Source organism: Pseudomonas sp. Teo4 (assembly GCF_034387475.1).
Taxonomy (GTDB): domain Bacteria; phylum Pseudomonadota; class Gammaproteobacteria; order Pseudomonadales; family Pseudomonadaceae; genus Aquipseudomonas.
The window spans coordinates 247,909-261,750 of record NZ_JAXCIL010000001.1 but is presented as its reverse complement, the minus strand read 5'-3'; the positions used below and the strand labels follow the sequence as shown (position 1 = coordinate 261,750).

The 13,842-nt window shown below is 61.5% G+C and carries 2 protein-coding genes, 6 tRNA genes and 8 pseudogenes; 4 read left to right on the top strand and 12 right to left on the bottom strand.

Annotated elements, in window-relative coordinates; genetic code table 11:
* The first annotated feature begins 119 nt into the window (after nucleotides 1-119).
* Nucleotides 120-997 (top strand): annotated as a pseudogene (locus PspTeo4_RS01460) (LysR family transcriptional regulator).
* Between the two features lie 62 nt (nucleotides 998-1,059).
* A pseudogene (locus tag PspTeo4_RS01455) lies at nucleotides 1,060-4,355 on the top strand (PAS domain S-box protein).
* 47 nt (nucleotides 4,356-4,402) lie between these two features.
* On the opposite strand, the pseudogene PspTeo4_RS01450 reads toward PspTeo4_RS01455, so the two are convergent.
* The 12 genes and pseudogenes from PspTeo4_RS01450 to gltX form a co-directional block, all read right to left on the bottom strand.
* Nucleotides 4,403-4,847: pseudogene (locus PspTeo4_RS01450) on the bottom strand (Hsp20 family protein).
* 290 nt (nucleotides 4,848-5,137) lie between these two features.
* Nucleotides 5,138-6,108 (bottom strand): annotated as a pseudogene (locus PspTeo4_RS01445) (tRNA dihydrouridine synthase).
* A gap of 50 nt (nucleotides 6,109-6,158) precedes the next feature.
* Nucleotides 6,159-6,593 carry a thioesterase family protein gene (locus tag PspTeo4_RS01440; RefSeq protein ID WP_322361978.1) on the bottom strand — a complete coding sequence of 145 codons (435 nt, stop codon included), beginning with the start codon at nucleotides 6,591-6,593 and terminating at the stop codon, nucleotides 6,159-6,161.
* A 43-nt stretch (nucleotides 6,594-6,636) separates the two neighbouring features.
* A complete protein-coding gene (locus tag PspTeo4_RS01435; protein WP_322361977.1) occupies nucleotides 6,637-7,470 on the bottom strand; it encodes an alpha/beta fold hydrolase in 834 nt (277 codons plus the stop codon).
* A gap of 25 nt (nucleotides 7,471-7,495) precedes the next feature.
* Nucleotides 7,496-8,034: pseudogene (locus tag PspTeo4_RS01430) on the bottom strand (TetR/AcrR family transcriptional regulator).
* A gap of 165 nt (nucleotides 8,035-8,199) precedes the next feature.
* A tRNA-Glu gene (locus PspTeo4_RS01425) sits at nucleotides 8,200-8,275 on the bottom strand.
* Nucleotides 8,276-8,317: 42 nt separating this feature from the next.
* Nucleotides 8,318-8,393: transfer RNA gene (locus tag PspTeo4_RS01420), tRNA-Ala, on the bottom strand.
* Between the two features lie 64 nt (nucleotides 8,394-8,457).
* A tRNA-Glu gene (locus PspTeo4_RS01415) sits at nucleotides 8,458-8,532 on the bottom strand.
* A gap of 42 nt (nucleotides 8,533-8,574) precedes the next feature.
* Nucleotides 8,575-8,650 (bottom strand) — tRNA-Ala (locus PspTeo4_RS01410).
* A gap of 53 nt (nucleotides 8,651-8,703) precedes the next feature.
* Nucleotides 8,704-8,778 (bottom strand) — tRNA-Glu (locus tag PspTeo4_RS01405).
* Between the two features lie 72 nt (nucleotides 8,779-8,850).
* A tRNA-Ala gene (locus PspTeo4_RS01400) sits at nucleotides 8,851-8,926 on the bottom strand.
* 288 nt (nucleotides 8,927-9,214) lie between these two features.
* A pseudogene (gene gltX, locus PspTeo4_RS01395) lies at nucleotides 9,215-10,695 on the bottom strand (glutamate--tRNA ligase).
* A gap of 143 nt (nucleotides 10,696-10,838) precedes the next feature.
* On the opposite strand from gltX, the pseudogene PspTeo4_RS01390 reads away from it, so the two are divergent.
* A pseudogene (locus tag PspTeo4_RS01390) lies at nucleotides 10,839-11,893 on the top strand (HlyD family secretion protein).
* 49 nt (nucleotides 11,894-11,942) lie between these two features.
* Nucleotides 11,943-13,434: pseudogene (locus tag PspTeo4_RS01385) on the top strand (MDR family MFS transporter).
* The last annotated feature ends 408 nt before the right edge of the window (nucleotides 13,435-13,842 follow it).

Genomic DNA, 13,842 nt, shown 5'->3' with positions numbered 1-13,842 from the left:
TCATCAGCGTCTTTCTATGCCAAAGACCCCTTGGCTTGTACGGACGATGCTATGGCGATAGATTGAATAACTCAAATTCATAATTTTCATGCTTTGCATAGCCATCAGGAATTCGAAGGATGGACCTGGCCAACCTCAGCGCTTTTATCGCCATTGCCGAGACCGGCAGCTTTTCTGGGGCCGGCGAACGCCTGCACCTGACTCAACCAGCCATCAGCAAACGCATTGCCGGGCTCGAACAGCAACTGGACGTGCGCCTGTTCGACCGGCTAGGCCGTGAAGTGACCCTGACCGAAGCTGGGCGGGCCTTGCTGCCACGCGCGTATCAGATCCTCAACGTACTGGATGATACCCGACGCGCGCTGACCAATCTGACCGGCGAGGTGAGCGGTCGTCTGACCCTCGCCACCAGCCACCACATAGGCCTGCACCGCCTGCCCCCGTTGCTACGGGCCTTCACCCGCCAGTACCCGGCAGTAGCGCTGGATATTCAGTTCCTTGATTCGGAAGCGGCCTACGATGAAATCCTCCACGGTCGTGCCGAAATTGCTGTCATCACCTTGGCACCGGAGCCCCACCACCTGATCAAGGCGGTACCGGTGTGGGACGATGCCCTGGACTTCGTGGCGGCGCCGGAGCACCCGCTGGCCCGCGACATGGCGGTCAGCCTGGCCGATGTCGCCCGCCACCCGGCAGTTTTCCCTGGCGGCAACACCTTCACCCACCACATCGTCCAGCGCCTGTTCGAAAGCCAGGGCCTGACGCCGAACATCGCCATGAGCACCAACTACCTGGAAACCATCAAGATGATGGTTTCCATCGGCCTGGCATGGAGTGTGCTGCCCCGTACTATGCTGGATGAACAGGTCGCACCCATCGCCTTGCCCGGCATACAGCTGTCGCGCCAGCTGGCTACATTTTGCACACGGAGCGAACGCTATCGAACGCGGCCAGGGCCTTCATGGCTCTTCTCGACAGCCACGCAGGGTCCGCCTGACCGGTCGTCAGCTCGGCATTTCCAACTCCAAGGACGCGTCATACGCCAAAGGTCTGGTACCGATGCCCAAATCAGCAAATCGCTTTCCGCGCCTGCCGCGTATTTCTGCGGCCGACCCTCAGGAGTCGGAACAGGCCTGGCAAAATGCTCCGCAATTGCTTGCCGCGCTCAACGGCGCCCACTTGGGCGCTTGGCTGTGGGATATCGAGAGCGGCCGGGTCAGCTGGTCGCGCGGCACCCAGGCGCTGTTCGGCTTCGACCCGCAACGCCCGCTGCCCATCGACATCGACTACCTCGACCTGCTGCCTGAGGAAGACCGGGCCCGCACCCGCCAGGCCTTTCAAGCGGTGGTCAACGGCGAGCCGGTGGAACAGGCCATGCGTCACCGTATTCGCTGGCCGGACGGCAGCCTGCATTGGTTGGAAATCAACGGCAGCCTGACCCACGACCGCCACGGCCGCCCGCAGATGATCGGGGTAATCCGCGAAATCACTCGCCAGCGCGACCGTGAAACCGCATTGATCAACTCGGAAAAGCGCTTTGCCACCCTGTTTCATCTGAGCCCGAACGCGATTCTGCTGACGCGCCGCCATGACGGCATGATCTTCGAGGTCAACCAGCACTTCGAAGACATGTTCGGCTGGCCCGGCAGCCAGGTGATCGGCAAGACCAGTTTCGAGCTGGGCTTGTGGGTCAACCCCGAGCAACGTCACCAGGTGATGGACGCTACCCGCGGCAATGGCGGCCCACTGATCATCGAAGTGCAGTTCCGCGCCAGCAGCGGCAAGATCCACGACGGCATTCTGTGCACTCAGGGCATCGAGCTGGAAGGTGTGACCTACCTGATCAGCACATTCGTCGACACCACCGAACGCAAACGCGCCGAGCAGGCCTCAAGGACAGCCAGGAACGCCTGGATCTGGCCCTGGACTCAGCCCAGCTGGGCACCTGGGACTGGCACATTCCCAGCGGCATGCTCTACGGCTCGGCCCGCGCCGCGCACAACTGCACGGCCTGGACCCGGTGCCCTTCCACGAATCGTTCGATTCGTTTTTCGAAGGCGATGCCGGAGCAAGAGCGCAACAGCATGCGCCAGGCTTATCGCAGCCTGCGCGAAGGCCCGGCGGGCAACTACCAGATCACCTACCGGGTGCAGCTGGAAAACGGCACTTCGCGCTACATCGAAAGCCGCGCGCGGCTTTACCGCGACGAACAGGGCAACCCGCTGCGCATGGCTGGCACCTTGCTGGACATCACCGACCAGGTGGAGCGCGAACAACGCCTGAGCGCTTCGGAAGAAAAGTTCGCCAGCCTGTTCCAGGTCAGCCCCGATCCGATTTTCGTGACGCGCCAGGACACTGGCCAGTTCATCGAGGTCAACCGGCCTTTGCGCAGACCTTCGGCTGGGATGCCGACCAGATAATCGGCCGCACTGCCGAGCAGATCGGCCTGTGGGCCGAAACCACCGAGCGCGCCCAGCGCATCGAACGGGTCATCCGCGAGCGGGCGCTGAACAATGTGGCCGTGGTGGTCAACCACCGCAACGGCTCAGCGCTGACCTGCGTGATCTCCAGCTGCCTGATCACCGTTGACGGGCAGCCCTGCAGTGTCACCACGTTGCGCGACATCACCCAGCAGCAACGGCCGAGGCGGCGCTCAAATCCAGCGAAGAGAAGTTCGCCAAGGCGTTCCACTCCAGCCCCGACGCCATCACCATCACCGAACGCCATAGCGGCCGTTACCTGGAGGTGAACGACGGGTTCTGCCGTTTGACCGGCTACAGCGCGGACGAAGTCATCGGCCGCAGTGTCCACGAGCTTGGCATCTGGGCCGACGACAAGCAGCGCAGCGCCTTGCTCGGCGAACTTCGCGAGCGTGGTCGGGTGCACCACCGGGAGATGCTCGGGCGCAACAAACGCGGCGATATCCTGACGGTGGAAGTGTCGGTCGAGCCGATCAGCCTCAATGAGGTCGAATGCCTGCTGCTGACCGCTCGCGACGTGAGCTTGCTGAAGAATGCCCAGGCGCAGATTCGCCACCTGGCTTATCACGACCCGTTGACCAACCTGCCCAACCGCGCCTTGCTGATGGACCGCCTGAGCCAGCAGATTGCCCTGCTCAAGCGCCATAATCTGCGTGGTGCCCTGCTGTTCCTGGACCTTGACCACTTCAAGCACATCAATGACTCGCTCGGCCACCCTGTGGGCGACACCGTGCTCAAGATCATCACGGCGCGCCTGGAGGCCAGCGTGCGCCTGGAAGACACCGTGGCACGCCTGGGTGGCGATGAGTTCGTGGTGCTGCTCAGCGGCCTGGAAGGCAGCCGCGAGGCGGTAGAACTCAAGGTCCGTGAACTGGCCGACACCCTGCGCGAACTGCTGGCCGAGCCGATGTCACTGGACGGCCAGCGCCTGCAGGTCACCCCAAGCATCGGCGTGGCGCTGATCCCCGACCACGGCGCCACCCCGGCCGACCTGCTCAAGCGCGCCGACATCGCCCTCTACCGTGCCAAGGACTCCGGGCGCAACACCACGCAACTGTTTCACACCACCATGCAGAAAGCCGCCAGCGAGCGCCTGCGCATGGAAAGTGACCTGCGCCTGGCGCTGGCACGTGGTGAACTGGCCCTGCACTTCCAGCCCCAAGTGGATGCCCGCGACAACCGCATTGTCGGGGCCGAAGTGCTGCTGCGCTGGCACCACCCGCAACTGGGCCAGCAGGCACCGACGCAGTTCATCCAGGTTCTGGAAGAAAGCGGCCTGATTCTGGAAGTTGGCAGCTGGATACTCGACGAAGCCTGCGACGCCTGTGCGCATATGCTCGAGGACGGGCTGATCGACGCCGACGACTTCAGCCTGTGCGTGAACATCAGCCCTCGGCAGTTCCGCCAGAACGACTTCGTCGAGCGAGTGTTGCGCAGCCTGGACGACTACCGCCTGCCGCGACACATGCTCAAGCTGGAAATCACCGAAGGCATCGTCATCCAGAACCTGGAGGACACCATCAGCAAGATGCGTGAACTCAAGCGTTATGGCGTGAGCTTTGCCATGGACGACTTCGGCACGGGCTATTCCTCGCTGACGTACCTCAAGCGCTTGCCGGTGGATGCACTGAAGATCGACCAGACCTTTGTCCGCGACGCGCCGACGACCCCAACGATGCCGAGATCGTCCGCGCCATCGTCGCCATGGCCCGCAGCCTGGACCTGGCGGTGATCGCTGAGGGCGTTGAACTGACCGAGCAACTGGAGTTTCTGGAGCTGCTGGGCTGCCATCTGTACCAGGGCTACCTGCACAGCCGGCCGCTGCCATTGCCGGAGTTCCGGCAAATGCTGCTCGAAGCGCCTGCGGATTACTGAAATAAAAAGGGCACCTTTGCAGGTGCCCTCTTTTCATTGCCTGGAACTCAGTTCAGCGCTGGCTTGTCGCCATTGATCGGAATGCGCTTGGCCTTGGCTTCTTCCGGCACGATGCGCAGCAGGTCGATGCTGAGCAGGCCGTTGGCCAGGCCCGCGGACTTGACCTCGATATGGTCAGCCAGGCGGAACGACAGCTTGAAGGCGCGCTGAGCGATACCCTGATGCAGGTAAGTCACTTCAGAGGCGCTGTTTTCGCGTTTGCCACCGATGACGGTCAGGACGCCTTTTTCGACTTGCAGGTCGAGGTCCTGCTCCTGGAAAACCGGCTGCGGCAACCACGATGCGATAGTGGTCATCGCCATGTTTTTCCACGTTGTAGGGAGGGTAGCTGCTACCCGCCTCATTACGTGCCGCAGACTCGAACAGGTCGTTGAAACGGTCGAAGCCAACGGAATGGCGGAACAGTGGTGCGAGAGAGAAAGCGCTAGTCATGGTCATAAACTCCTGAGATTCAGCAAGTAAGTCATTACGCGACCCGACTTCGGCATCGCGTACTCAAGAGATATGGCCAGCTGAAAAGCTTTCAAGGGGACAACATAAAAAATCTGAATTCGGCGTTGGATCTAATGGCCTCTTCGCGGGTAAACCCGCTCCCACAGGATAGGCATTGCCCTTGAAAGCTGGACTGCCCCCAAGAAGTTGGACACAAATCCAACTTTTTGGGGGCAGTCCAGGAATTGCAGCAATCCTGTGGGAGCGGGTTTACCCGCGAAAAGGCCGGTTCAGGCAACACATTCCTCGAAAGCCTGCACCTCGACCCCAAGCAACCTGCTGATCCGCTGGCAATCATCCTCACGCCGCAGCTCGGCAAACAACACCACCGCCTCCGGGTAGCTGCGGGTCAACATCGCCAGCCACTGCTTCATGCGCCCCGGCGCATAACGCGGCGACAGCTTGGCCTGGGCCTGGCGCCAGAACTCGCGCAGCAACGGCAGCAGTGCATCCCAGGACATCGGCTGGTAGTCGCGCCCATCACGCGCGGCAGCAATCTGCAACGCCAGGTCCGGCCGCGACACCAAGCCACGCCCAAGCATGATGTCCTCGGCGCCGCTCACCTCCCGGCAACGACGCCAGTCGTCCACGGTCCAGATTTCGCCATTGGCGAACACCGGCACCTCGACCACATCCTGCACCTTGGCCACCCATTCCCAATGAGCCGGCGGCTTATAGCCTCTACCTTGGTCCGGGCATGCACCACCAGATGTGCCGAACCGCCTTCCGCCAGGGCGGTGGCGCAATCCAGTGCGCCATCGGGGGTGTCGAAACCCAGGCGCATCTTGGACGTTACCGGGATATGCGCCGGCACCGCCCGCCGCACCTCACGAACGATCGCATGCAGCAGTTCCGGCTCCTTCAGCAGCACAGCGCCACCCCGCGACTTGTTGACCGTCTTGGCCGGGCAACCGAAGTTCAGGTCGATCACCGGCGCCCCCAGCTCGCAGGCCAGCGCGGCATTCTCAGCCAGGCATACAGGGTCGGACCCGAGCAATTGCACACGCATCGGCACCCCGGCCGCAGTGCGGGCGCCATGGCGCAGCTCCGGGGCCAGTTTGTCGAAGGAGGAAGCTGGCAACAGGCGGTCGCAGACGCGAATGAACTCGGTGACGCACCAATCGATGCCACCCACTCGGGTCAGGACGTCGCGCAGGATGTTGTCGACCAGCCCCTCCATGGGGGCCAGGGCAATTTGCATTTCTGGGTCTCGGCGGAAAAAGGCGGCAGTCTAGCAAAAACGCCGCCGCGTCAGGCACCGATCAGCGCCGGGCCGTAACCGTCGAGAAACTCCGCCGGCATGCGCTTGGGCTTGCCGCTGGACAGCTCGATGCAGGCGAAGGTGGTCTGGGCTCGCAGCAGGGTGACGCCATCACTCGGGCGCTTGAGCTGAAAGCGACGGGTCATGCGCAGGCGCTGATCCCAGTCGACGATCCAGGTAGCCAGCTGCAGCTCATCATCTTCGTAAGCGGCGGCCAAGTAGTCGATTTCATGGCGAACCACCGCCATGGCCCGGTCCAGGCGCCGGTACTCGGACAGGTCCAGCCCCAGGCGCTGAGAGTGGCGCCAGGCGCAGCGCTCCAGCCAAGTGACGTAGACCGCATTGTTGGCATGGCCGAGGCCGTCGATGTCCTCGCTGCCGACACGCAGGTCGATAATGAATGGCGTTGCCAGGTCCCAGCTCATGCCCGCTCCCAAAGTCAGTGAACGGGCAGAGTGTATCGGATGTTCAGGCGCTTTGCCGCGCGGGCGCGTTGGTACGCTCAAGCAATTCAAGCACCGCTTCGCTCAGGCGCGGGTCGGCCAGCACGCGCTGGTGGCCGCCCTCCTCCAGCCGCAGCAGACGGCTGTCGAACCACGCCTTGTGGATGGCCTCGGCCTCGCTGGCAGGCACCAGCGCATCATCGGCGGCGTGCACCACCAACCCCGGCAGCTCCAGCTGATAGCCACTGACATCAAGGCGGTTGATCTGCATGCCGACGTCCTGTTCAACCTGGCGAATGAAAGCGGCCCTGGCCCGTGCTGGCATGCCCAGACGCCGGGCAAAGCCGCGCAGCACGCCCAGCAACTGCGCAGGAGCGGCGATACTGACCGCCGCCTCGGCCCGCAACCCCATCTGCAACGCCAGCATCACACTGGCACCGCCCATGGAATGGCCGATGACGGCACGCAAAGGCGGCAGCTCGGCAGCGGCTTCCAGCAACGCACGCGCGAACAGCGCCACGTGCGCCTGCTGACCGGGCGAGCGCCCATGGGCCGGCCCTTCCAGCGAAACCACGGTGTGCCCGGCCTGTACCAGCGTTTCGATAAGCGCGGCAAACTGCGTCGGCCGGCCTTCCCACCCATGCATCAGCAGCACGGTCGGCCCCTTGCCCCAGCGCAAGGCCGACAAACCAAAACGCAAGGTGATGCGCTCGGCCTTGGCCAGCAGAGGTAGCTCCCATGGTTTGGGCGGCAGGTTACGCGGAGTCATGAAGGCTCGGCGCATCTTGCCGGCGATGTGTTCGGGGGCCAGGTGCCCCAGAGTGCCATTGACGCCACGAATCCAGCTCAGGGTAGTCATTGCCTTGCTCCAGGAATGAGTGGTTTCAGATCACCGCCGACTTGGCGGCACGCAGAATGCGATCGGACAGCGCGTCGCTGCCCAGGGCTCGGGCCAAAGCCAGGCCACCCACCATCAAGGCAAGGTCAGCCAAGGCCTTGTCGATGTCTTCGGGGCTGTCGACCATTTGCGCGGTCATCAGCTCGATATGCTCGGCCAGCACGTCGCGAAAGGCATCGGGAAGCCGCTGCATCTCGCCCAGAGAATTGGGTAACGGCACGCATGCACCTCGGCGTCGCGATGCTTGCGCGAGAGGTAAAACGCCGCAGCCAACGCCCGCCGCCCTGCCCCATCCAGGCTCGGGTCGACCTGGGCAAGCAGTGCCCGCCGCTCGCTGAGCAATTGGCTGAAGGCTTCCAGCATGAGTTCGTCCTTGCTGTCGAAGTGGGCATAGAAGCCGCCCACCGTAAGCCCGGCAGCGCCCATCACCTGACTGACACTGGGTTCGGCCGGCCCGTGCTGAATCAAGGCCGTGCGGGCCGCCTCAAGGATGCGTTCGCGGGTCTTGCTCTTCTTATCGCTCATGGGCACCTCGAATATGATGATCATAATATGATGCTCATCATATTTTTTGGCAAGCGAAAACCCACACCATCCATCGGCGTGCAAAAAAGTGCGGAAGGGAGAAAAACAAAAGGCCCATTCAATAAGCGAATGAGCCTTTAAAGTCCCGCAAAACGCGGGTAAAAATGGCGTCCCCTAGGGGACTCGAACCCCTGTTACCGCCGTGAAAGGGCGGTGTCCTAGGCCACTAGACGAAGGGGACGTAACCTTCGCGAAGATCCGCTTCAGCGAACCCTGGCAGAATTGGTGGAGCTAAGCGGGATCGAACCGCTGACCTCCTGCATGCCATGCAGGCGCTCTCCCAGCTGAGCTATAGCCCCGAAAACAAAAGGCTCATCAACATTAAGATGAGCCTCTTTAAGCCCCGCAATACACGGGAAAAAGTGGCGTCCCCTAGGGGACTCGAACCCCTGTTACCGCCGTGAAAGGGCGGTGTCCAGGCCACTAGACGAAGGGGACGTAACCTTCGTGCCGATCCGTTTTCACGAACCGCGGCAAAATTGGTGGAGCTAAGCGGGATCGAACCGCTGACCTCCTGCATGCCATGCAGGCGCTCTCCCAGCTGAGCTATAGCCCCGGATTTCTAGCCTCTCGGCCCAGCGACATCCTGAAACATCGCTTGTGCAAAACTGGCGTCCCCTAGGGGACTCGAACCCCTGTTACCGCCGTGAAAGGGCGGTGTCCAGGCCACTAGACGAAGGGGACGAACCTTCTTACCTTCAAGACCCGGTTGCTGGACCCGGTCTTGCTTACCGGTCTTGACCGTTAAGCGGAATTTGGTGGAGCTAAGCGGGATCGAACCGCTGACCTCCTGCATGCCATGCAGGCGCTCTCCCAGCTGAGCTATAGCCCCACAATGTCGCTCTGAACCGAATCACCGGCTGGGTGCCTGGCGTTTCGTTTTCGTTCATCGCTGTGGACGGGGCGCATATTAAGATCGGATTGCAAAGCTGTCAAACAAATTTTTGAAAAAATTCAAAAGTTTTTTTCGAGATAACAATCACTTACCGCCCTGCCCTGGCAAAACCGAATCGCTGCCCCCTGTGGGAGCGGGTTTACCCGCGAATGCCGAGGTGAATGTACCAGCGTATTCGCGGGTGAACCCGCTCCCACAGGATCACTTGCAACCAAGGGGAAGCTGTCAGGCGATGTTGGCCAGCAGCTTTTCCCACTCTTTGTTTTCTTTCTTCGATACGCCACCGAGCAGGTCCAGGGCCTGACGCAAGCGATAGCGGGTCAGGTCAGGGCCGAGGATTTCCATGGCGTCCAGCACCGAGACCGAGCTGGCCTGGCCGGTGATGGCGGCGAACATCAGCGGCATGGCGTCACGCAGCTTGAGTTCCAGCGCCTCGACCACGGCCTGGATACAGCCAGTGATACGGTCTTTTTCCCACTGACGCAGGCTTTCGAGCTTCCACAGGATCAACTGCATCACCTGGCGAACCTGGTCGGCCGACAGTTTCTTGCTTTCGAACAGCTTGGCATCGAGCTTCAGCGCGCCCTCGAAGAAGAAACCACCCAGCGGCGCGACTTGGCTGAAGGTTTCAACCCGGCCTTGCACGTGCGGAGCGATCTTCATCATGTAGTCGCTGTTGAATGCCCATTTCTGCAAGCGAGCGGCGAATTCTTCCACCGGCAGCTCACGCAGCCACTGGCCGTTGAGCCAGGACAGCTTCTCGATGTCGAAAATCGGGCCGCCCAACGAGATGCGCGACAGGTCGAAGTGCTCGACCATCTCGGCCAGGAGAACTTCTCGCGCTCGTCCGGCATCGACCAGCCCATGCGGCCGAGGTAGTTGAGCATTGCTTCGGGCATGAAGCCCATACGCTCGTAGAAGGTCACCGAGGTTGGGTTCTTGCGCTTGGACAGCTTGCTCTTGTCGGGGTTGCGCAGCAGCGGCATGTAGCAAAGCTTGGGCTGCTCCCAACCGAAGTATTCGTACAGCTTGATCAGCTTGGGCGCCGAGGGCAGCCACTCTTCGCCACGCAGTACGTGGGTGATGCCCATCAGGTGGTCATCGACCACGTTGGCCAGGAAGTAGGTCGGCAGGCCGTCGTTCTTCATCAGCACCTGCATGTCCATGCGGTCCCAAGGAATCTCGACATCGCCACGCAGCATGTCCGGAACCACGCAGATGCCTTCGCTCGGCACCTTCATGCGGATCACGTGCTGTTCGCCAGCAGCCAGGCGGCGCTGGACTTCCTCGGCGCTCATGTTCAGGGCGCGGCCGTCGTAGCGCGGGGTTTCGCCACGGGCCATCTGCTCGGCACGCATCTGCTCCAGCTCTTCGGCGGTGCAGAAGCAATAGAAGGCGTGACCGGCGTCGACCAGCTGCTTGGCGTACTTGGCGTAGATCTCGCCACGCTCGCTCTGCCGGTAAGGGCCGTGGGGGCCACCGACATCCGGACCTTCGTTCCATTCGATGCCGAGCCAGCGCAGGGCGTCGAAGATCTGCTGCTCCGACTCGCGGGTCGAGCGCAATTGGTCGGTGTCTTCGATACGCAGGATGAACTCACCGCCGTGCTGCTTGGCAAAGCAGTAGTTGAACAGGGCGATGTAGGCGGTGCCGACATGGGGGTCGCCAGTGGGCGATGGCGCGATACGCGTGCGAACGGTGGTCATGGAGAGTCTCGGACGAAAGATGAAACAAAGGCGGGATGTTAGCAGGGAGCGGGCACCCGGCTCCAGCTATGGCGCGATCGCCACTTGTGGATGCGCCGTTTGTCGCTGTTAAATTTGTTTACATTTCTGGAACCATAGTACTCATGCCCGCCCAACTCAAACGCCGTCTGCTGGTCTTCTTCACCCTTGTCGCGTTCATCGCCCTCGCCTTCCTGGCCCATTGGTATTTCAAGGGCCGCTTCTACGAAAGCACCGACAACGCCTACGTTCAGGGCGAGATCACCCGTATTTCCAGTCAGTTGGGCGCACGTATTGACGAGGTGCGCGTTGAGGACAACCAGCACGTCAATCAAGGAGAACTGCTGGTTCGCCTGGAGACCGCAGACTTTGAACTGGCCGTCGAGCGCGCTCGCGCCGCACTGGCCACCCGCGAGGCCGAACGTGCCCAGGCCGAAAGCCGACTGACCCAGCAAGCCAGCCTGATTGCAGCCGGCCAGGCCCAGGTTGCCGCCAACCAGGCTACGCTCGACCGCTCCCGCGTGGACCTGAGCCGCGCCGAGGCACTGCGCAAACCCGGGTTCGTCTCCGAAGAGCGGTCACGACGTTGTCGGCGGAAAACCATGTGGCCAGCTCGCAGGTCGACAAGGCCCGGGCCGACCTGCAAAGCCAGCGCCAGCAGGTCAACGCCCTCACCGCCGAGCTCAAACGCCTTGACGCACAGATTGCCAACGCCCGTGCCGACCTGGCCCAGGCTGAACTCAACCTGACCCGCTGCGAGGTCCGCGCGCCGATCAGCGGCACCATCGGCCAGCGCAGTGCGCGCAACGGCCAGGTGGTACAGGCCGGCGCCTACTTGCTGTCGATCGTGCCGGACGAAAACATCTGGGTGCAAGCCAACTTCAAGGAGACCCAGATTGGCCACATGCAGCCCGGCCAACGCGTGGAACTGTTGTTCGACAGTTACCCGGACACGCCAATCGAGGGCAGAGTCGACAGCCTTTTCGCAGCCTCTGGCGCGCAGTTCAGCCTATTGCCGCCGGACAATGCGACCGGCAACTTCACCAAGGTGGTGCAGCGCATTCCGGTCAAGCTGACCTTCCTCGCCGACAATCCGCTGCACGGCCGCATTCGTCCGGGCATGTCGGTCACGGCAACCATCGACCTGCAGCCAGAACACGACAACCACGATGGCCGGTGACCAACTGCTCAGGCCGACCGCAGAGCCGAGCCGGCGCGACTGGATTGCCGTGATGAGCGTGATGCTCGGCGCTTTCATGGCAGTGCTGGACATCCAGATCACCAACTCCTCGCTCAAGGACATCCAGGGCGCGCTTTCGGCGACGCTGGAGGAAAGGCTCATGGATCTCCACCTCCTACCTGGTGGCCGAGATCATCATGATTCCGCTCACGGCCTGGCTGGTGCAGTTGCTCTCGGCGCGCAGGTTGGCGGCCTGGGTGTCGACGGGGTTTCTGTTGTCGTCGCTGCTCTGTTCGATGGCCTGGAACCTGGAGAGCATGATTGTCTTTCGTGCGATGCAAGGGTTCACCGGGGGCGCTTTGATTCCCCTGGCCTTCACCCTGACGCTGATCAAGCTGCCTGAACACCACCGTGCCAAGGGCATGGCGATGTTTGCCATGACCGCCACCTTCGCCCCGTCCATTGGCCCTACGCTGGGAGGCTGGCTGACGGAAAACTGGGGCTGGGAGTACATCTTCTACATCAACATCCCGCCGGGCATATTGATGATTGCCGGCTTGCTGTACGGCCTGGAAAAGAAGGACGCGCATTGGGAGCTACTGAAGAGCACACGACTATGCCGGCATCGTCACCTTGGGGTTGGGACTGGGATGCCTGCAAGTGTTCCTTGAGGAAGGGCACCGCAAGGACTGGCTGGAGTCGAGCCTGATCGTCGGCTTGGGCGCAGTAGCGTTGATCAGCCTGATCACGTTCGTCATCTTGCAGTTCTCCAAGACGCACCCGCTGATCAACCTGCGGATTCTGGGCAATCGCAATTTTCGGCCTGTCGAGCATTGCCAGCCTAGGGATGGGCGTGGGGTTGTATGGCTCGATATACCTGTTACCGCTGTACCTGGCGCAGATTCAGGGCTACAACGCCCTGCAGATCGGTGAAGTGATCATGTGGATGGGTATTCCGCAGTTGTTCCTGATTCCGTTGGTGCCGCAGTTGATGAAGGTGGTGTCGCCCAAGGTGTTGTGTGCCTTGGGATTCTGCCTGTTTGGCGTTGCCAGCTTTGGCTCGGGGTGCTCAACCCGGACTTTGCCGGGCCGCAGTTCAACCATATCCAGGTGGTTCGGGCGCTTGGGCAGCCGATGATCATGGTCACTATCTCGCTGATCGCCACGGCTTATATCCTGCCTCAGGATGCGGGGTCGGCTTCGAGCCTGTTCAACATTCTGCGCAACCTTGGGGGGCGATTGGCATCGCCTTGCTGGCGACCTTGCTGGATGCGCGGAGCAAGGTGTATTTCGACTATTTGCGTGAGGCGCTGGTGCCGAGCAACCCGCAGGTGGCGGAGCGGTTGGCGCAGTTGGCGGAGCGGTTTGGGAGTGATAACGCGGCGCTTGGCAAATTGAGTGAGATTGCCCATCAACAGGCGTTGATCATGGCCTATAACGATGCGTTTCATTTTGTCGGGATTGGGTTGGCGGTGAGTATGGTGGCGGTATTATTGACGAAGAAGTTGCCGGTGGGATTGAAGGCTGGTGAGGCACACTGAGGTTTATATTTAACCGTTGAAGTGCCAAAAACCAATCAAGTTTCTTGCTTTTGCTTTTGCTTTTGCTCTTAGTGCGCGGTAGTTCAGACACCGCCAATTGCGACTTCAGGAGGCCGAGCGGAGGTCTTGCGGAGGGAGGTGACGGGCATGGATGCCCGTCAAGCGCTGCGGCCCAGGATGGGCCGTACAGCGCGGTCCTCCCGGGAGCAAGACCGGAGCGAGGGAACCCCGGAGCGCAGCGTAGGGGCCGGATGTAGGAGCGAGACTTTTTTGGTTACTTTTTGGGGCGTTTGCCAAAAAGTGACCCGCTGTAAGAGCGGAAAGGTGATTAAGCGTCGCCTTGGCAAATGGATATGCTCACACACTTTAAAACCAACTTCGCTTCAAAAGCCAAGAGCGAAGTGCGGC

Excerpts from the sequence above, each read along its gene's own strand:
- PspTeo4_RS01440 (WP_322361978.1), bottom strand. The coding sequence starts at position 6,593 with ATGAGCTGGGACCTGGCAACGCCATTCATTATCGACCTGCGTGTCGGC.
- PspTeo4_RS01435 (WP_322361977.1), bottom strand. The coding sequence starts at position 7,470 with ATGACTACCCTGAGCTGGATTCGTGGCGTCAATGGCACTCTGGGGCAC.